Consider the following 20,784-nt stretch of genomic DNA (forward strand, 5'->3'; position numbering starts at 1 on the left):
TAGAAAAAGCAAAGAAGTGTAACCCTGACAACTTTTTAATGACACACCTCGGGCTATCATAGAAAAAAACTTCGATAAACCTCCAGCAAAAACTGGATATTTATCGAAGCAGAAGTTTAACGCATGTTGAAACTGGAATATAAACCGAATCAGAATTGCTGTATCGCTCGCCTAAACCTAATTGCTGGCATTTTTTGTAATGCTTAAAACCAATTTCCGAAACTTCCAGTGTCTTGCAAATAGTATCTAAAGGATATTGACCCTGAAGAGCATCAATTGCTTGATACTTTTCTTCAATACTATAGTGAGACATGCTAATAAACTTTTTTAGTATGTCTAATTCTGTTGATAATTCCTTAATTAATTTATCCGGTGATGCTGAACTTTGCTCTTTTTGAGGATGACCAATATTCCGATCGAATGCGGAGGCACCTTCCATTTGGTATTTCTTAATCCAAACATAAATATTATCTCTATGACGAATTCCTAAATCGTTCAACACTGCTTGAACAGGCTCATCTTTTTCAAGTACACGCCGAACTGCTTCAAGTTTAGTTTTCTTTGTATACCGCTGATATTTCGCCTGCTTTCCCATAGCTCAACCTCCATACTGTATATGTACTTTGTTCATATACTCATTGTAGCGCGTATGGTATGCAAATAATTGTGTAGCTACTAATGATTAACCAAGCCATGGAACAGTAACGATAATCATGACGATAAAGATTAACATTAAATAATTCACGGAATATAAAAACATTTTATTGGCCCAATTTAAATCGTCCTTGGTAAAAAAACCGCTAATCCCAAGTATGAGCCACCCAATATTTAATATTGTAGCTATAACTATAAACGTTGTCCCTAGTGAAGCAAGATAAAATGGTAACGGAAGTAAACAGGCAATGTAAATAACTGTTTGCCGTTTAGTAATAGCGAGTCCATGTACCACTGGAAGCATTGCTACGCCCGCAGCCTTATATTCGTCATATTTTCGTATGGCAATGACAAATGTATGGGGGATTTGCCAGATAAATAAGATAAGAAACATAATGATTGGAACGGTATGATTAGCAGGCTCTAATGCAGCCCAGCCGATTAAAGGTGTTACTGCGCCAGAAACACTTCCAATTAAAGTATTAAGCGTATATTTACGTTTCGACCATATTGTATACAGAAACACATATATAAACCAGCCAACAAAAGCATATAAAGCTGCTTCTATCGTTGTGAACAGTAGCAAGATTAAACCAACTACTGAAAAAATAATTCCCAGTGTCAAAACAGCTTTTAACGATAGGTTCCCAGTTACTGTAGGGCGATTCTTTGTTCTTTCCATAATCGTATCAATGTCAACATCGTACCAGTTATTAAGGATAAGTGCGCCAGCCATCACGGATGTACTGCCCGCCATTATTAATAGGAACACATCCCAATTTGCAGTAAAAGTCGAGTTAGTAAAATAAAGAGCGAGCCAGAACCCAGCAAAGACTGGGAGCACATTGAAAATTAACACTACCGCCTTAAAAAGTTCTTTTAAATCAGACAGAAAAGTATTGGGATTTTGTTGAGGCGATATAACAGTTTCTTCATCTTTCTTCATTTACAGTTTCCTCCCAAGCCTTCAATTACATCTAATCCATTTTAACATGTATCATAACCAATCACATGGATGAAAACTAGAATTTTAAAAACAGACAGGAATTCTGTCTGTTTCAGTTTTCCAGTATTAAACTTTTTTTGTATTATCTATTACGCATTTTTTTGCAGGTTAATGCACAGCTGCTGATAGGCGTCCGATTCGTGATTTAACCCTTTGTCCCGATAGACTTTAGATAACCATTGAAGTGGTTTTGGCTGAGTTGGTTTTAGTTCCATTTCCCAGCTAAAACATTCAATCGCCTTATCCAGTAGATTAAATTCATAATACAACTCTCCAAGTGTTTGCATTTGGTCCAGATCATCACTTAGCCTTTCCATGGTATCGATTTTTCTGATAATCTCCAGACTCCCATGATTTTCTTTAAAAGGTTTTAGTAATTCTTGAATATACGCTACTTCATGGTTTTCCAGTAACGAGACAACGTATTTATTAAGAAGTTTTTCTGCTTTTTCAGGGGAGGCGTTAATAACTGACTCTAATATAGTATTGAGCATTTCTGGATGTGAAGAATATGTTCTTGAATCAAGATGTTCAAGCAATTCTCCAAAGGTTTGAATCTGATCATTACTTAGTTTAAATTCACGATCCTGCATCATATGGAAAACTTTTTCGATTTGATGGGTTTTTACATATTTATTAAATAGATCTTGCTGTAATGGGAGGAAAGCTGGTAACTGGCTGTCTAAACGTTCTAAAATGGATTCTGATTCATTTTTGTTTAAATGCTGTTCCAGTAAGTTTGCAAGAGAATTGTAGTAGTCAGTTTCAGGGGATATAGATAATTTGTAACAATACAAGGCAATCATATCAGTCCATCGAGACTCTTTTTCCAAATGGTCGATTAGCTGCTGAAACCGCTGATTATCATCTTTTTGGGAGTAGAGCGTTTTTTCAGCAAAGATTAAGTCCTTCACTAACAGATCATCTGATTGGCTGTTATACTGGTCTTCATATTTTTGTAAAATAAGATCATTAGAAACCTGTGTCACGAAACTGTGCTTCGGTGCAAAATCCATTAAAATACGGATGATCCGGTATCCCAGGAACCCTTGGCCGTTACGGCGATAAACATAAAATATTGATTTAATTTCTTCAAACAGATGTTTTTTTGGAATAAAAGATTCAAAGAAGGTGAGAATAAAAGCTTTTTCTTGCGGAGTATAGTTTGTTTCGAGTTTCTTTAGCAATGGCTTAAAACCGATAATTTTACATGGATGATTGGATGTAAGCAGCATGTTGATAAACGGGTGTGGGGCGTTGTAAACAATACCTCTGGTAAATGCTCGCTCAATGAATGATTGTCGACGCAGTCGCTTTGCTTTTGCTGCAGTTAGGAAATTGTTTTTATAAAAGAACAAGTAATACATCTCATTGTTCTCACTTATAGCTTCAATAATTTCACTTTGCATATATAACGAAATTCTTTCTGGCTGCACTCGGATCTGTTTCTGCTGATCATAAATTAAAAATTGATCCCTATCCATATCGCACACTCCCCTAATCGCTTTTTCCAATTATAACATACGAAGAGATTGAGGGACAGGTTGAGGGACATAGGGGACGGGTTCATCGTCCCAGGTTGTTGACACTTCAATCATACCGCAACAACTTAAAGGCGACCATCCTTTAGGATAATCGCCTGTTAATTTACTTTTTGCCATCGTTTAATTTTTCGACTTCTTCAGGGCTTGCCATTTTTGTTGAGCCTTTATATCGAGTTCCTACATCTCGGTCTGATTCGACTCGTCCGCTTTGCTTCAACTTTTTTTCTTGACGGTCTTTTCCCATTTTCAAGCACCTCCTATACTTAAAATGAGAATAGTAAAGAAGATTTATTCATCCCTACTTAGAATATTATTTAGCGCACAAAAATCAGTACCGTTTTCTCCTTCTATTCTCTGAAATCATCTCAGAAGCGACGTCATACATTCTCTCAACACCCTTTTCGGAAGCTTCAAAGTTATATGCATTTTGTTCAACAATTCCAATATTATTTGCTTCTTTTGCAGCATCAATGTTTGCACCCATAAAAATAAATTCCCAGTTGTATTTATCCTGTTGGTGTTTTATCAGTTCTTTAACTTTTTTATAGGAAAACTCATTGCTCGCATTTTCCATACCATCAGTTGTAATAACAACTATAACATTGTCTGGTTTCTGCTCTTCATGGGTTCTCGATAACCTGTAACCCACATCCAAAATTGTCTTTCCCACTGCATCCAATAACGCTGTCGTCCCTCTTACATAATACTCGCTATCTGTAATACTTACACTATCAGCATCAACACCATTCCATAATACTTCATACTTGTCATCAAACAGAACTGAAGTTAAAATTGTTTCCCCCTCGAGTTGGCACTGCTTATCAATGAAAGCATTAAACCCACCAATAGTATCACTTTCAAGCCCTGCCATTGACCCACTTCTATCCAACAGGAAAATAATTTCTGTTACATTCCTATTCATACTTATCATCTCCTCAAATTTTTAATCTGTTATAATATTAACTGAGATTATCCGTGTTTTGGTCGCTTAACAAGCGACATATTTGGGAGGTGGACAATGTGCTTGATGAAAAGTTTTTTCTGGAAATGCAGAAGTATGTAGAGGATCATATAGATATAACTCCAGTTGATGTTTGTGAATCCTCTGAAAAGGTTGACTACAGTATTCATAAAGAAATAGAAATTGTTGAATTAGAAGACTTTATTGAAGATAACCGTAAGCCTACACTCAAAGAAGTATTGTTTAACTTAATTGATGAAAAAGATACTAGTGATGCTTACATCTATAAAAAGGCCGGAATTGATCGCAGGCATTTTTCAAAAATACGATCCAATCCAGAATATCAGGTTGGAAAAAATACTGTTATTGCCCTTGCTTTAGCTCTTGAGCTGAATAAAGAAAAAACCGACAAGCTACTAAGCTCTGCCGGCTACTCATTGTCTGAAAGTGACACCTACGATTTAGTTATTCAATTCTGTATTGAGAAAAAGGTATTCAATATCTACGATGTAAATCAGGCGTTAGACTATTTTAGTTTAAAACCATTAACGGGTTTGCACTCCTAGGAAGTAGAGAAATGACCTTATTTACGGAACATGGACATAAACCTACCCAAAGTTCCTTTAGGTTTTGTCATCGATTCTTCTAAACGTTTATTAAAATCATTTTGTGATCGCCATTCTTTTTTCTGTTCATCCCGCATATTTTGTATTTCTTTTTGTAAGTATTCGGTTTTTTCTTTTTCCTGTTGCAGCAATGTCTCATAGTGGTTATTCTGTTGTTCAGTTAATTTTTCAATTCGCGCAGTTCTTTGTGCTGAGTTTCCGATACCAGAACTTATAACATGATGATCTTGCTGGAGCTGGGAAACCGTAGTTTTAAGTTGAGACATATCATTTGTCAGCTGGACATTCATTTCACGTGTAGCCACTAGTTCATTGGCTAAAAACATTAAAGACTCTTTTAGCTGATCGAGATCTTGGGGTGAACTCCCAGGTGAATCAGGTACCGCTATCTCTGTTTCATTGAACCCATCTAATCTTAATTTTTGTTGATTTACAAGGTATGTAGCTATCTCGCCTAAGGGCTTGTCCGTATCGCGAATCGCTATAAGCGATTCGATGTCAGAACGAACGAAAATACGCCGGTCACCATCTTTGAAAAACTCATATCCATTTCGTTCTAAAACTTGGCCATACTTTCTAACAGTAGGTGTTGCGATTTCCAATTCATCTGCTACTTCCTTCGTGGTAAATGATCGTTCATTTGGCTGTATATCATGTCGCATATCGGATCTCCTTTCTAGTAGAATATGAAGTTTTTCGAAAAATCCAAAGGTATATCGCCTGGCGATACGTTGCACACACACGGCAAGCTAATATCTTGAAAGCATAATAAAGACTAACGCTATACTTAGCCGCTCCGACTCGCATATTTTGTCCATATCGCGTGCCGCTATAAGCGATACGAAGATATTGAACTTCCTATATATCATATATCGTCCTCAGATTCAACCAGATTTCTAGCAAATAAAGACTATAACTACTACTCTTTTGGAAGATAATAACCACTTATACTAACGTATATATCATGTATTAAATCAAATCTCCTTATCTATTAAATATGAAGGTTTTTCGAAAAATTTGCAAGTATATCGCCTAGCGATATGGAGGGACAATAGGGACAGGTTCATAGTCCCAGATGGTTAGTTTCGGGTGCATCTATCGTGTTATATATCGGATTACCTTATCTATTAAATTATGAAGTTTTCTAAGAACTTATGTACCATATCGCCCGGCGATACGACACATATAAAAAGAATCGACCAACAAGTCTCGTGAGGAAATTTTTGAAATCAATCTTGTTTTGTCCAAGTGTCTGCCCCCCTCCGGACTCAGTCTGTACAAAAGGATAGACTCTTCCATATCGCGTGTCGCTATAAGCGATACGAAACATATAAAAAATTCAACTAACAAGTTTCGTGAGGAAATTTTAGAAATCAACCTTATTTTTCAAAGAGTCTGACCCACTCAGAACTCATTCTTTACAGATAGATAAACTCATCCATATCGTTTCCCGCTATATGCGTTACCCCAGATGTTTACTTTCGAGTATATCTAATATTTTATATATCAGATTCCCTTATCTATTAAATTATGAGGTTTTGAAGAGTTTGTATTCATATCGGGCAGCGATACGACACACATAAAATGAGTCAATCAGTACGTTATTCTAGGAAATTTAGAAACAATTTAACTTTGTCCATGAGTCCAGATCTTCCTGCACCTTAGGTTTACAAGGGATAAACTCGTCCATATCGTGAGCCGCTATATGCGATACGGTAAGGGACAAGAGGGAAAGGGTCGTCGTCTCAGATGGTTAGTTTCGAGGGTAACTATCGTGTTATATATCGGATTTCCTTAATTATTTAATTTTGAGGTTTTCGAAGAGTTGAAGTATCATATCGCCCGGCGATACGACACATATAAAAAAGATCAACCAGCACTTTACTTGAGGAATTTTTAAAAGTCAGCCTTGTTTTATCCAAGAGTCTGACTTCCCCGCACCAAGGCATTACAAAAGAATAGACTCTTCCGTATCGCGGGTCGCTATAAGCGATACAATAAAGGCAAGAGTCACAAGTTAATAGTCCCAGATGGTTATTTTCGGGTGTATCTACCATGTTATATATCGGATTGCCTTATCTATCAATTTATAAGGTTTTCGAAGAGCTTATATATCATATCGCCCGGCGATGCGATACAACTTTACTAACACATTTTCTGAGGAATTTTAGAAATCAATCTTGTTTTATCCAAGAGTCTATCTTTTGTATCGCATGCCGCTATAAGCAATACGGAGGAACAGGAGAGAAATGTTCATCGTCCCAAATTGTTGTTTTGGAATGTGATATCCCCTTCCCACATGTCCCTTCTATTTTCCACAGCATTTTTTATACTTTTTGCCACTTCCACATATACATGGTTCATTACGACCCACTTTGGTATTCTTTCTTATTGGGATCACATTTGACTCCTTATCACTTCCGGAGGGTTCAGGATGTAAATGCTCATGTTCTATTGGAGATAAATCCCTAGGTGCATTGCCTTTTAAAACCCACATAGGAGTGTTGTTATGTAATTCCATTAACTTCCGCATTAACTGATTCACAAAAGCAGCAGAAGGCATTTCAAGTTTACTTTCTAAAAATTGGATCAACATCTCTAGCTTATTATCTTTCTTAATCATATACATAATTTGTATAGCAATTTCATTCAATTCATCATTTGGTAGATCATAGTAATCTGTAAGAAATTGAGTGAAATTGTTCATAGCCTGGGATCTGTCTACATATCCCATTTCCCCCGCAGCCATCAACTGTTTCTTAGTAAAAGGATAATAATTCATATCTTGTCTTTTTTCCTGTTCCGTTATTATCTCCTCGGCATTTAAAACTTTTTGATGCTTTAGCCCAAAACTGGAAAATGAAAGTTGACGGTAATAGTTTTTGGAATGGGAGATTACATTGATAAATTCTGATACCGCTACCTTTTGCCCTGTTAATTCTGCTACCTTATCGATTACAGCATATAAATCCATAACACCATAATAATAAAGTAGCCCTTGGGTTAAGCGTATCCATTCAGTATTGCGCTCTACAATATTTTGAATTTCATTTCCATCAAGTTGGTCAAAAACAGTTATCAACTCCGAAGGCATGGACAGAACATACTGATTCTTATGAACACCGGGAAATAAAATACCATAGTCTCTTAGCGACTCTACCTTTCTGAACGGAAAAGTATTATCTACAATGGTTGCCCCTGAATTATTTCTAGCTTCCTTAATAATATCGTAGCGTTCTTTATCCAGTATGTATAAGACATGCTCAAACTGTGATGGTATTAACTGAACTAACTCTCTGGCTAGTTCTCCCTTTTTCAAGGTACTTAAATTTTTAAGATCGAGATTTTTACGAACTTGATCCAGCTCATGCTTCTTTAAATTTACTAATGTATCAGTAAGTGTGCATGGAGCCTCAATATTCTTCCAAACTTCTTTTTGCCTTTTATCTTCACGCTCTCTTCCATGAGCCTGCATACTTTCTAGGGCTTTCAGTAAAGTTTTGCCCACCTTATCATCACTCATTTAAAATCTCCTCTCAAGGGACAAATTAACAATTTGGCCCATCGTCCCAATGCCCAGCCATTATTTCTGCTCCATAACAATTCTTTTAACCTTCTATCCATTTATTTATTACTTCGGATTTTTAATGCCGACTCTTTTTCATTCACTGCCATATGTTCACTTAAAATCATGTTCAGCTTCTCTTTCATTTCACCTGTGGTAACAATACAGCTTATAAAACGGACTTTTGTCTTAATCCTCAATTCATACGTATCATTAACCTCTTTTGAGGCACCATAGTATCTATGGTTCAAATCAATCGGAAGAAATTGAAACGACTTTACTTTTTTCCAAGCAACAAAGCGACTTCCACAAAGTACACCGTCACCAATTATTGCAAATAAGTTTAGAAAACTATATGAATTAATAAGAAGAATGGTCATTAATGGATAGAGAGACCAATTAATCCCATTTAAAAACACTCCTAAGAAAAACATGACAATCACAAACACGAGATTAAGAGAGTAAACAATGATTCCTATCTTTTGTTTAGAATATATCGGGAAATTCACTACTTTTTGAGGGTATTTTCTAATGGATGCAATCTCTTCATTCGTTGTAGGTAAAATAATGTCTTGCCTCATTTTTATCATGACTTGAATAAACTTGTAGCTATAGTACCCAATAACAATTAAAAGTAATATATCAATAATAAACTTCAATCAAATCACCTCTTTGCTATGAAGGGACAAGAGGGACAGGTTCATCGTCCCAGATTGTTGTTTTGAAAGGGATATAGCCCCTGCCCCCATGTCTCAATGTCATTCAATCAGTATATTCAAAAACATCTTCTTACTTTTTAATTCTTCACCGCCTTTGATAACCATTTCTCCATTAACCGATAAATTCCGTTTCATATACTCATCATTCTAAGAATCGAGTGAAGCAAATATCTTTTCATATGTTGTTCTAAATTATCTGTGCAGCTTTTAAAGTAGTCATTTCCATAAGCTTCTAAGAGGGGGCTCATTAATGTACTAATTTCCAGATAATTTACAGTAAGTTTTTCTCACTCTGAGCCCCTGTCATCTCAGCATTCTTTCGTTCAAAGTTATCGAGCAATGCTCGCACTTCATCTGTTGACTCTGTACTCATTAATTGATTTCTCAACTCACCAGCCCCTGGAATCCCACGGACATATACCTTGAAAAATCGACGAAGTGGCTTGATCTGCCTTTGTTCTAGTTTTGAATATTTATCATGAAAATCCAGATGCAACCTTAAGAGATCGAGTAATTCCTCACTACTATGATCTTTTGGCTGCTTCTCAAAAGCAAATGGATTTTTAAAAATACCACGCCCGATCATAACCCCATCGACACCATACTTGCGAGCGAGCTTCAAGCCAGTTTGTCGGTCAGGAATATCCCCATTGATTGTCAAAAGCGTATCTGGTGCCACCTCGTCGCGAAGTTTCTTAATCTCCGGGATTAGTTCCCAGTGAGCATCTACATCACTCATTTCCTTTTTTGTACGCAGATGAATAGAAAGATTAACAATATCTTGTTTCAAAATGTGTGTTAGCCAATCGTGCCATTCGTCTACATCAGTGTAACCAAGTCTGGTCTTCACACTTACGGGCAATCCTCCCGCTTTTGCTGCTTGTATTATATCTGCAGCAACTTCTGGACGACGGATTAGGCCACATCCCTTCCCCTTCTTTGCCACATTATGCACAGGGCAACCCATATTGATATCTACGCCCCTAAATCCTTGTTTCGCCATACCAATACTCATTTGCCGAAAGTATTCAGGCTTATCTCCCCATATATGAGCTACAATTGGTTGTTCATCCTCTGTAAAAGTCAAACGCCCACGCACACTCTGGATTCCCTCTGGGTGACAATAACTATCTGTATTTGTAAACTCTGTAAAAAACACATCAGGTCTGGCTGCCGCGCTTACTACATGACGAAACACAACATCCGTCACATCTTCCATTGGTGCCAATATAAAAAACGGTCGTGGTAAATCACGCCAAAAATTATTTACCATATCATAATTCAATCCTCTCACTATGAAATACTAGTTTAAACCCATATGCCCAAAATAAAAAAAGCAAAAAAGTTTTTGTTCTTTTATACTTATATCATGCTTAAGCACTTTATATCAAACTGAGAGAAATATTAGTTTTTACAAGGTATTGATATTTTAACTAGATACTCGACACTGTCTATAAACTTGTACTCAAAAATTTCAAATATACCTATGTAACATAAAAAATCAGCAAAAAATAAAGAGCCACAAATAAGGCTCTTCATTAAGGAGGTTAAATTCATTTTCCAGGTTTATAGCGTATTATGGTTTAGTAATAGAAGGATGCACCGACGATAATTAAAAGGATAAATAGTACGACAATTAAAACAAAGCTGTCATTATATCCACATTTACTCATAAAGAGTCACCCCCTTGAAAAGTAGATAATACATATTACTCAAACTTTTACTTTTCGATTGGGCATAAACCATATCACTAAGTTTATTTAATTTATTTTGGTTCAATATCGAACCCTTCATGAAAATCGGCAGATAGATTTTATTTCAAATCTAATTGAACTACACATTCCACATGCCCTGTCTGTGGAAACATATCAACTGGCTGAACTTCTTGTGTAGCGTATCCTCTATCCTCCAGCACACGTAAATCCCGTGCTAATGTTGATGGATTACAGGATACATACACAATTCGCTTGGGCTTCATTTCAGTCATTGCTTTAAGAAGCTCTTCGTCACAGCCTTTTCGTGGTGGGTCGACGACGATCACATCCGGATTTAACCCTTGCATTTTCCACCATGGCATGACTTTTTCTGCTTCACCAACATAGAATTCTGCGTTTGTAATTCCGTTTAGCTTAGCGTTCTTTTTGGCATCGCTGATTGCTTCTGGCACAACTTCGACACCGTATACCTTTCTCGCTTTTTGGGCCATAAATAACGAGATCGTTCCAATACCGCAATAAGCATCGATTACAGTATCCTTCGTTCCAATATCAGCATATTCCAGTGCCTTATCGTAGAGTTTCTTGGTTTGTGTTGGGTTCACCTGGTAAAATGATTTTGCTGAGATGGCAAAGGTGATTTCACCAATTTTGTCGTGAATATATTCATCACCCCAGATTACTTTTGACTCATCCCCCATGATGACATTGGTCCTTTTATGATTAACATTATGAACGACAGATTTTATATGGGGAAACTCACTAGTAAGTTCCTTTACCAGCTCATCTTGATGCGGCAATTTATCTGTCCGCGTTACAAGTACGACCATAATATCCTTCGTCTCTTCACCTGTTCGGACCATGATATGGCGAAGTACCCCTTTATGATCTTGCTCGTTATAAGCTTGGATGCCAAGTCTATTGGCAATGTCTCTTACAGTCTTCACAACGTCATTTATCACTTCATTATGCGTCACACATGTTTCCGTATTTTCGATAATTCGGTGGCTGCGTTTTTGATAAAATCCAGTTATGAGTTCACCGTTTTTTTCGCCAACTGGAATTTGCACTTTGTTCCGATAGTGTAATGGATCATCCATACCGATAATTGGTAATACTTGCACATGTTCAAGGTGTGCAATTTTTTTCATCGCATTCTTCACTTGGTTTTGTTTCATCTCAAGCTGCAGTGAATAACTCATATGCTGGAGACCGCAACCATTACAATGAACATGGCAGACAGGTTCGATCCGATCTGGACTCTCTTTTGTTAGTTCAAGTAATTTTCCGAAACCAAAATTTTTGTTTGCTTTAACAACTTTTACTTTCCCTTCTTCTCCTGGTAGGGCCTCTGGAACAAACAATGGATAGCCGTTAATTTTTCCGACACCATTCCCTTCATGGGTGAGATCCTCGAAGTTAAGTGTAATTGTTTCATTCTTTTCCACTGGAGCATTTTGTTTAGCCATTGGTACCTTCCTTTACGTTCTTGTATGTGATTATTATCTTATCATAACCTGATTGACTATTTACATTATAAAACCCTTGATGTCTTCGGTATACATCAAGGGCTTAGCATCTAACTTTTCTGTGATTCTACAAATTTATCTGGTACAAAAAACTCAATATGCTGTTGGAGATTCTTAAATTCTCCTGGAAGCATTCCACCAAATTCACCGTCTATATTTAACTGCATTTTTTCATCCGTATCGACTTTTACTTCTTTTGCCTTCACGTAAATTACATGGCTGTCTTCAAGGTGTGCACCGCGAAGTGCCAGGCTTGCAATTCGAATAAACTCAGCCAAATTAGCTTTTTTCAAAATAAGCAAATCAAAATATCCATCGTCAAGCTTGGCATCTGGAGCAAGCTTCTCAAAGCCTGCAACCGAATTGGAGTTTGAAATTAGAAACAACATAATTTCTTCATCAACAATATTTCCGTCATATTCTATTTTTGCTCGTATCGGCTTCAGGGAAGGAAGCATCTCAATTCCCTTCATATAATAGGCCATCTGACCAAGCATTGTTTTCAATTTACTAGGAACTTCATAGGTTAACTCAGTAAGTTTACCGCCACCTGCTATATTCATGAAGTATTGATCGTTTACGCGACCAATATCCAGCAGCATCGATTGATCAGACAAGATAACATCAACTGCTTTTTTGATATCGCGAGGGATACACAATGCCCTGGCAAAATCATTTGTCGTTCCCATTGGGATAATCCCAAGCTTTGGGCGATATTCTTGTTCAGCCATTCCGTTTATAACTTCATTAATAGTACCGTCTCCGCCTGCAGCTACAATTAAGTCAAAGCCCCGTTTAACAGCAGTTCTCGCTGCGTTTATAGCATCACCTTCACTAGTTGTAGCGTGTGTGGATGTTTCATACCCAGCAACTTCAAAACGCTCTAATACTGGTGCTAATTCTTTTTTAAATGCTTCACGACCTGATGTTGGATTATAAATGATCCGGGCTGTCTTCATTGTGGATCCCTCCCCCCTGCTGTTTCATACTAATCTATATTTTACATCAACATTTATCATAGCCCTTTTTAGCAATTTTGAAAAGGGGTTTAACAGAATATTATAGACTACTGTCACCCATTTGACAGTAGTCTATATGTAAATCGTATTACCTTTTATCCATTTCAGCTGCAAGAATTTTGTTGACCATAGGCGGATTTGCCTGTCCTTTGGTAGCTTTCATTACCTGACCAACGAGGAATCCCTTCGCACGTTCTTTTCCGTTTTTGTAGTCGATGATTGACTGCTCATTTTCATCGAGAATTTTTGTGATGATTTCGGTTAACTGACCTTCATCGGAAATTTGTACAAGACCTTTCTCTTTAACAATCTTTTCCGGGTCGCCGCCATTTTCAACTAACTCCGCGAAAACTTTCTTGGCGATTTTTGATGAAATCGTTCCGTCTTCTATAAGCTTGATCATTTTAGCTAGTGATTCTGGTGTTAAGGCAAGTTCATTTAATTCTTTTGAATGTTTATTCATATAACCTGACACTTCGCCCATCAGCCAATTTGATGCTTGTTTAATATCAGCATTATGATCCACTGTTACCTGGAAGAAATCGGACATTTCCTTGGAATTCGTTAACACTTCAGCATCATATTCCGGTAATCCAAGCTCATCTATATAGCGCTTTTTACGTGCGCCTGGAAGTTCGGGAATCTCCTTTCGAATCCGTTCTTTCCATGCTTCATCAATATATAATGGTACAAGGTCTGGCTCCGGAAAATAACGATAATCATCCGAACCTTCCTTAACACGCATTAGGACTGTTTCTTTTGATTTCTCATCATAACGGCGTGTTTCCTGTAAAATTTCACCACCAGCTAAAAGAACCTTTTCCTGACGCTTTTCTTCAAATTCCAATCCTTTTTGTACAAAGTTAAAGGAGTTTAGGTTTTTCAATTCTGATTTTGTGCCGAATTCTTCCTGCCCTATTGGACGGATAGATAAGTTGGCATCACACCTTAGTGACCCTTCTTCCATTTTACAGTCGGAGACACCGGTATATTGAATAATGTTTTTCAATTTTTCCAGGTATGCATACGCCTCTTCTGGTGATTGCATATCTGGCTCGGACACAATTTCTACTAACGGGGTGCCCTGACGGTTAAAGTCAACCAGTGAATAGCCGTCATCCTGGTGATTTAATTTACCTGCATCCTCTTCAATATGAAGACGAGTAATTCCAATTCGTTTCTTTTCTCCATTTACTTCAATTTCAATCCAGCCGTTTTCGCCAATTGGCTTATCAAACTGGGAAATCTGGTATGCTTTTGGATTGTCCGGATAAAAATAGTTCTTACGGTCGAATTTTGTATCTGTTGCAATTTCACAATTTAGTGCAAGTGCAGCCTTCATAGCAAAATTCACCACTTCTTCATTTAATACGGGAAGAACACCGGGATACCCAAGATCAATTGGATTAACATTTGAATTCGGCTCTGCGCCAAATGCATTAGGACTTGGACTGAAAATTTTGGAGTCTGTTTTTAACTCAACGTGTACTTCTAGACCAATAACTGTTTCGAAATTCATTATTTTGCACCTCCCAGTTGAGGTCGTTTTGTGTGATGGTCTGTTGCTTGTTCATATGCATACGCTGCACGATAAACGGTACTCTCGTCAAAATGCTTTCCTATAATTTGTAAGCCAAAAGGAAGTCCTTTTTCCGAAAATCCACATGGTACAGAAATTCCGGGAACACCAGCAAGGTTTACCGGTATGGTCAGAATATCGTTTGCGTACATTGTTAATGGATCATCAACTTTTTCACCAATTTTAAAGGCAGGTGTTGGTGTTGTTGGTCCAATTACAACATCATAGTCTTCAAAAATCTTATCAAAATCATTTTTGATTAATGTACGAACTTTTTGTGCTTTCTTATAATATGCATCATAGTAGCCTGAGCTTAATGCAAATGTTCCGAGCATTATACGGCGTTTCACTTCTTCTCCAAACCCTTCACTACGGGAATTCTTGAACATATCAATCATATTATTGGAATTCTCAGAGCGCACACCATATCGTACACCATCGAAGCGTGCAAGGTTTGCAGATGCTTCTGATGATGCTAATAAATAATAGGTTGCAACTGCATATTTAGAATGTGGTAATGATACTTCTTCCCACTCAGCGCCTAGGGATTCGTAAACTTTCAACGCATTCATGACAGATTCTTTAACCTCAGGCTCAACACCTTCAGCAAGATATTCTTTTGGTACAGCGATTTTTAGTCCTTTCACATCACCGGTCAGTGCCTTGGTGTATTCAGGAACATCAATATCAGCGCTGGTTGAATCCATTTTGTCATGTCCTGAAATAACTTCCAGTACTCGTGCATTATCTTCAACGTTCCGTGTGATTGGGCCGATTTGATCCAAAGACGATGCAAATGCCACCAATCCAAAACGCGATACTCTTCCATATGTAGGCTTTAACCCAACAACTCCACAAAATGCGGCAGGCTGACGGATTGAACCACCTGTGTCAGAACCTAAAGAAAACAACACTTCTCCTGCTGCTACAGATGCTGCTGATCCGCCACTTGAACCACCTGGAACATGATCAGTATTCCATGGGTTGCGAGTTGGCATATAGCTCGAATTTTCATTTGATGAGCCCATCGCGAATTCATCCATATTCAGCTTACCAATTGTTACAGCCTTTTCATTGTTCAGCTTCTCAACAACATTTGCATTGTAAAGCGGGTCACCAAAGTTTTTCAAAAATTGACTCCCACATGTTGTACGCAATCCTTTGGTTACAATATTATCCTTAATACCGCTTGGGATACCAAATAAACGCGCTGTTTCATCCGGGGCAGCATCCAATTGCTTTGCCTGACTGCGTGCATGCTCTTCATCCAATGTCAAAAAGGCCTGTACCTGATCATCGACCTCATTAATACGGTCATACGACGTATCAACCAAATCTTCTACTGAAATTTCTTTATTATGTAGCATTGTTTCTAATTCTTTTATGCTATGGTCAAATAGCGACATGCTGTTCCCTCCTACTCCAAAATCGATGGTACACGAAAATAACCATTCTGCTTATCAGGAGCATTCTTTAATGCATCCTCTTTTGAAATCCATTCTTTAGGCTCGTCCTTACGAAGAACATTTTTCAAATCCATTACATGTGTCGTAGGCTCCACACCATCTGTATCCAATTCATTTAATTGTTCGGCATAATCTATTATTGAACTGAGCTGGTCCGTAAACAGATCTGCCTCATCTTCTGTAACTGCAAGTCTTGCTAAGTGGGCAACATGCTTTACTTGATCCTTTGAAATATCTGCCATAAATGACACCTCCATGAAAGGTTGTTTTTATTATTTTAATCGATTTTTTATTTTAAAAGACACTATTGATAATAGCAGAAACCGTCTTGTGTAATCAACTAAACAGAAAAACCACTTCCCTCATTAAGGAGGAAAGTGGTTTTTGAATTAATCAATTATTCGTTAAATGTTGCTTCAGCTTTATCAAAATCAGCTTCAATCTCTGGTGAAGGCTTTCCTAATTTACTAACTAATACAGCAACAATTAAGTTGAGGATGAAACCAGGAACGATTTCATAAAGGTCGAATATTCCACCTTCTAGGAATTCACCCCAAACGATAACGGTAACAGCACCAACAATAATACCTGCTAATGCGCCGTTTCGAGTAAACTTCTTCCAGAATAGTGCTAGTATTACAGTTGGCCCAAATGCTGCACCAAATCCAGCCCATGCATAACTCACGAGTTCTAGTACAGAACTATCTGGATTCATAGCAATTAGTGCTGCGATTAAAGCAATTCCAAGTGTAGCAAATCTGCCAATCCATACAAGTTCTTTGTCAGAAGCATCACGACGGAAAAGAGCTCTGTAAACATCTTCCGCAACAGCAGATGATGATACTAACAACTGCGAGTCAATTGTACTCATAATAGCTGAAAGGATCGCAGCTAATAAGATACCCGCAATAATTGGGTTAAATAAAATTTGAGAAAATGCGATGAAGATTTTTTCTGGATCTTCAAGCATTTGGAATCCATTTTCAGTAATTACGCTAATCCCAAATTCAGATAAAACGCCAACGTCTTGTGTGTGAATAAATGCTAATCCGACAAAACCTGTAAATATTGCGCCATAAAGTCCAAGGATCATCCATGTCGTTCCAATAAAACGTGCTTTTGGAACATCCTTATGTGAACGCAATGCCATAAAGCGGACAAGTATATGTGGTTGGCCAAAATAACCAAGTCCCCAAGCTAGAGAAGATATAATTGCCATAATACCAACTCCTTGCACCATTGTTAAATGGTCAGGGTTGATTTGTCCTACTGCATTTACTGCAGTGCTCCAGCCACCCATTTCATTAAGGGCAACAATTGGAACTAGAATTAGTGCTAGAAACATTAGAATACCTTGAATAAAGTCAGTCCAAGTAACGGCTAAGAAACCACCTAATAATGTATATGAAACAACTACTAATGTACCTATCCATAATGCTGAATTGTAAGATAAACCAAATGATGCTTCAAATAATTTCGCTCCGGCCACCATTCCTGATGAAGTATAAAAAGTGAAGAATAATAAAATGACTAAAGCAGAGATAACGCGTAGTACGTGAGACTTGTCTTTAAAGCGATTCTCTAAGAAGTCTGGAACTGTAATAGAGTCATTGGAAACCTCTGTATAAATACGTAGACGTTTCGCAACAAATTGCCAGTTTAAGTAAGCACCTATTGCCAACCCGACTGCAATCCACGCTGATCCCATTCCTGATGCATAAACAGCACCCGGCAGACCTAGTAGTAACCATCCACTCATATCCGAGGCACCGGCACTTAATGCTGCGACTCCTGGTCCAAGTGAACGTCCGCCTAATACATAGTCAGATAAATCGTTTGTCATACGGTACATTACAATACCAATAACAAGCATACCTATTAAATAAACAATAAACGTAATCAGTGTTTCAAGACCCATCTACTTTTTCCTCCCTTCTGTGAACATTGTAATAATTGATAGTAAAATCAAAATCGGCATAGGTATAAATAACCAAAGCCACGATGCACCCGAAATAGCGTATTCCATTGGCGCACTCCCCTTTCTGAATTTTTTAAATTATGCTACATTTCAATAATAGCACAAATATAATACTTTCACACCACAAAATTTTTTACAACAGTGCTAGGTTAATTCTAAACCTTTAGATAATTGTGTTATTTTTTAATGCGTTGCTATTATAGGACTTATAGAGCATTTTAAAATGTGAAAAAATTACAGATTCTTGGATTGCTAAATACATATTTTTTCTTAAATAGAGGATATTTTGGAATATATTGGAATGAATAAGCTGATCTTGCCATGAGGCGATGTTCTTTTTTTGAGGTTAATTTTTGATATCCTTTCTGCCGATGTTTGAGCTCATTCTGTTGATGTTTCTTGCTCTTCTGTTGATGTTCTCGCTCTTCTGTTGATGTTCCCTGTTCTTCTGTCGATGTTCCCTGTTCTTCTGTCGATGTTCCCTGCTCTTCTGTCGATGTTCCCTGCTCTTCTGTCGATGTTCCCTGCTCTTCTGTCGATGTTCCCTGCTCTTCTGTTGATGTTCCCGGCTCTTCTGTTGATGTTCATGCTCGTTCTGTTGATGTTCCTGCTCTTCTGTCGATGTTCTTGCTCGTTCTGTTGATGTTCTCGCTCTTCTGTTGATGTTCTCGCTCTTCTGTTGATGTTCATGCTCTTCTGTTGATGTTCCTGCTCTTCTGTCGATGTTCCCTGCTCTTCTGTCGATGTTTCCGCTCTTCTGTTGATGTTCATGCTCGTTCTGTTGATGTTCCGCTCGTTCTGTTGATGTACCCACCGATTCCCTGCTCGTTCTGTTAATGTATTGTTTTTCTAATAGATATTCCTTGTCTTATGCAAATATGTTCAAATTCTTTTCAAAACAAAAAAAGACCTGAAATAGTTTCCACACTATTTCAGGCAAGTTCATCATATAGTAATAGGGTAAAAAAATTACTTGCTAGCTCTTCATAATTTAGAAGAGACTTGAATCATGGCTAATTGAAAATACACTTGGTTCCAGGTCTGATGCTAATTCCGCTGGCTCTTGTGAGAATAGAAAGCCTGCTACTAGAAGTGTACCTAATGATACTGTTGCAATTAGTTTTTTCATTTATCTCCCCTCCTTTACAGATTAATCAATTCTTCATAGGTGACATTTGCTAATTTATAATATTTAACAGAATCTTTATACTTGTTTAACCTCTCAAAATGTCTGCCGAGCATCTTGGCGTAATCAACTAAATTAGCAAAGTCCTTATGCTTTTGTAGGTACGGAATAAATTCATTGATTACCAGCGTTTCAAATTTCTCATTATCTTGCCTAATAGCATAGTTATAGGAATTAATAACATAATAATGAATTTTAAATGATTCTTTATTTTTCATGCTATCTAATAATTCAATTCCTTTATCAATCATTTCTCTTGTTTTATCAAAATCATATATTGAATAATATTCCTTAATTAATGATGTAACTGCGGTCAATCTAGCATTAAGTTCAACTTCAGGGTCATTTAGCACCTCAACATAGTAGTGAATCGCCTGTTTTCTATCCCCTTTTGTAGAATGTAAATACCCTAGGTTCTGATTTGTCAGTTGGATGATCTGTCTATTCTTGCTCAATTCACCTAAGTGTTTAGCTAAATTATGGTTCTTAATCGACTTATCATACATTCTTATTCTTCGGTATGAAATTCCCAATACGATATGACATTGGGCACACCTTATAAAGTTATATTGTTTACGAAAAATATCAATAGCTTTATCAGAGTATTCAATTGCCTCAAGTGTATTATGCAATTTACTATGTGTGACAGCTATTGTATATAGTAAATCTGCTATCTTTTCTTCAGATAATTCAAGCTGATTCAATTTTTCTTCAGCAATCTTGTACATTCGCATTGCCTGATTAAATTCATTTTTAGCTGTATTATAATTACCTTTAAACTTATACCAATAAAATAGATGCAAACTATCAAATGTTCCAGACATATCTGCTAGTCTATTAATTTGAGTTAATGCCTCTTCAAATTCACCCAGGATTAAAAAATACCTTATCTTATGAATCTCAAACATTATTAGACTGTCTGAATGATGTTCATACATTAAACTGTTTAATTCTTTGTATGTATTTATTATTTTCTCTTTGTCATTAACCTCAAACAGCATTTCATACCACTGCTGGCACTTGTCCCTAATTGTTTCATCTGTTTCGTTGTTCAGTTGAATTCCAAGTCGAGTGCACAATAGGCTTATTACGTTTGAACTTGCCTCTGTTTTTTGATTCTCTATTTTTGATAAGTATGCAAACGAGACAATTCCCTCAGCTAGTTCTGCTTGAGTCATTTCCTGTTTAATGCGGTGTAATTTGATATATGGACCTATTTCCATCTTTATACCCACCT

The 20,784-nt window shown here is 37.2% G+C and carries 20 protein-coding genes; 1 reads left to right on the forward strand and 19 read right to left on the reverse strand.

Translation table 11 applies throughout. The annotated features are described in order from the left end of the window. Positions 1-100: 100 nt before the first annotated feature. The 5 genes from J2Z82_RS05475 to J2Z82_RS05495 form a co-directional block, all read right to left on the reverse strand. The gene (locus tag J2Z82_RS05475; RefSeq protein ID WP_209479778.1) at positions 101-595 is read right to left on the reverse strand and encodes a transposase; all 495 of its coding nucleotides are present in this window, start codon (positions 593-595) and stop codon (positions 101-103) included. 87 nt (positions 596-682) lie between these two features. Continuing rightward, positions 683-1,600 (reverse strand): heme o synthase, encoded by a 918-nt coding sequence (cyoE, locus tag J2Z82_RS05480; protein WP_209479779.1) that lies wholly within the window; start codon positions 1,598-1,600, stop codon positions 683-685. Between the two features lie 149 nt (positions 1,601-1,749). After that, complete coding sequence (locus J2Z82_RS05485; RefSeq protein ID WP_209479780.1) at positions 1,750-3,144, reverse strand: hypothetical protein; 1,395 nt, start codon at positions 3,142-3,144, stop codon at positions 1,750-1,752. A gap of 163 nt (positions 3,145-3,307) precedes the next feature. Then, positions 3,308-3,448, reverse strand: coding sequence for a YpzI family protein (locus J2Z82_RS05490; protein WP_209479781.1), 141 nt, complete (start codon positions 3,446-3,448; stop codon positions 3,308-3,310). Between the two features lie 84 nt (positions 3,449-3,532). Next, positions 3,533-4,126, reverse strand: a complete 594-nt coding sequence (locus tag J2Z82_RS05495) for a vWA domain-containing protein (protein ID WP_209479782.1) — start codon at positions 4,124-4,126, stop codon at positions 3,533-3,535. 98 nt (positions 4,127-4,224) lie between these two features. Here J2Z82_RS05495 and J2Z82_RS05500 point away from each other — a divergent pair, with 98 nt between their 5' ends. Then, positions 4,225-4,731: a hypothetical protein gene (locus J2Z82_RS05500; protein WP_209479783.1), complete on the forward strand. Its 507-nt coding sequence runs from the start codon at positions 4,225-4,227 to the stop codon at positions 4,729-4,731. Positions 4,732-4,748: 17 nt separating this feature from the next. On the opposite strand, the gene J2Z82_RS05505 is transcribed toward J2Z82_RS05500, so the two are convergent. From J2Z82_RS05505 to J2Z82_RS05570, 14 genes are all read right to left on the reverse strand, one after another. After that, positions 4,749-5,453 carry an SH3 domain-containing protein gene (locus J2Z82_RS05505; RefSeq protein WP_209479784.1) on the reverse strand — a complete coding sequence of 235 codons (705 nt, stop codon included), beginning with the start codon at positions 5,451-5,453 and terminating at the stop codon, positions 4,749-4,751. A 1,646-nt stretch (positions 5,454-7,099) separates the two neighbouring features. After that, positions 7,100-8,314 (reverse strand): SEC-C metal-binding domain-containing protein, encoded by a 1,215-nt coding sequence (locus J2Z82_RS05510; protein WP_209479785.1) that lies wholly within the window; start codon positions 8,312-8,314, stop codon positions 7,100-7,102. Between the two features lie 101 nt (positions 8,315-8,415). Next, the gene (locus J2Z82_RS05515; protein WP_209479786.1) at positions 8,416-9,015 is read right to left on the reverse strand and encodes a hypothetical protein; all 600 of its coding nucleotides are present in this window, start codon (positions 9,013-9,015) and stop codon (positions 8,416-8,418) included. A 331-nt stretch (positions 9,016-9,346) separates the two neighbouring features. Continuing rightward, positions 9,347-10,348, reverse strand: coding sequence for a tRNA dihydrouridine synthase (locus tag J2Z82_RS05520; protein ID WP_209479787.1), 1,002 nt, complete (start codon positions 10,346-10,348; stop codon positions 9,347-9,349). A gap of 310 nt (positions 10,349-10,658) precedes the next feature. Next, on the reverse strand, positions 10,659-10,748 hold the full coding sequence (locus J2Z82_RS05525) for a YjcZ family sporulation protein (RefSeq protein WP_092494359.1): 90 nt from the start codon (positions 10,746-10,748) through the stop codon (positions 10,659-10,661). 140 nt (positions 10,749-10,888) lie between these two features. Then, positions 10,889-12,259: a 23S rRNA (uracil(1939)-C(5))-methyltransferase RlmD gene (rlmD, locus tag J2Z82_RS05530; protein WP_209479788.1), complete on the reverse strand. Its 1,371-nt coding sequence runs from the start codon at positions 12,257-12,259 to the stop codon at positions 10,889-10,891. Between the two features lie 110 nt (positions 12,260-12,369). After that, the gene (locus J2Z82_RS05535) at positions 12,370-13,278 is read right to left on the reverse strand and encodes a diacylglycerol kinase (protein WP_209479789.1); all 909 of its coding nucleotides are present in this window, start codon (positions 13,276-13,278) and stop codon (positions 12,370-12,372) included. 148 nt (positions 13,279-13,426) lie between these two features. Beyond that, positions 13,427-14,857, reverse strand: a complete 1,431-nt coding sequence (gene gatB / locus J2Z82_RS05540; RefSeq protein WP_209479790.1) for an Asp-tRNA(Asn)/Glu-tRNA(Gln) amidotransferase subunit GatB — start codon at positions 14,855-14,857, stop codon at positions 13,427-13,429. Then, positions 14,857-16,323, reverse strand: coding sequence for an Asp-tRNA(Asn)/Glu-tRNA(Gln) amidotransferase subunit GatA (gatA, locus tag J2Z82_RS05545; protein ID WP_209479791.1), 1,467 nt, complete (start codon positions 16,321-16,323; stop codon positions 14,857-14,859). The genes gatB and gatA overlap by 1 nt, the downstream gene beginning before the upstream one ends. An 11-nt stretch (positions 16,324-16,334) precedes the next feature. Beyond that, positions 16,335-16,625, reverse strand: a complete 291-nt coding sequence (gene gatC, locus J2Z82_RS05550; RefSeq protein WP_209479792.1) for an Asp-tRNA(Asn)/Glu-tRNA(Gln) amidotransferase subunit GatC — start codon at positions 16,623-16,625, stop codon at positions 16,335-16,337. A gap of 155 nt (positions 16,626-16,780) precedes the next feature. After that, positions 16,781-18,301, reverse strand: coding sequence for a sodium/proline symporter PutP (gene putP, locus J2Z82_RS05555; protein WP_209479793.1), 1,521 nt, complete (start codon positions 18,299-18,301; stop codon positions 16,781-16,783). Between the two features lie 406 nt (positions 18,302-18,707). Next, the gene (locus J2Z82_RS05560) at positions 18,708-19,175 is read right to left on the reverse strand and encodes a splicing factor U2AF large subunit (RefSeq protein ID WP_209479794.1); all 468 of its coding nucleotides are present in this window, start codon (positions 19,173-19,175) and stop codon (positions 18,708-18,710) included. 177 nt (positions 19,176-19,352) lie between these two features. Beyond that, complete coding sequence (locus J2Z82_RS05565; protein WP_209479795.1) at positions 19,353-19,490, reverse strand: hypothetical protein; 138 nt, start codon at positions 19,488-19,490, stop codon at positions 19,353-19,355. 14 nt (positions 19,491-19,504) lie between these two features. Next, complete coding sequence (locus tag J2Z82_RS05570) at positions 19,505-20,770, reverse strand: helix-turn-helix domain-containing protein (protein ID WP_209479796.1); 1,266 nt, start codon at positions 20,768-20,770, stop codon at positions 19,505-19,507. Positions 20,771-20,784 lie beyond the last annotated feature (14 nt).

The organism is Virgibacillus litoralis (assembly GCF_017873675.1).
Lineage (GTDB): Bacteria > Bacillota > Bacilli > Bacillales > Amphibacillaceae > Lentibacillus > Lentibacillus litoralis.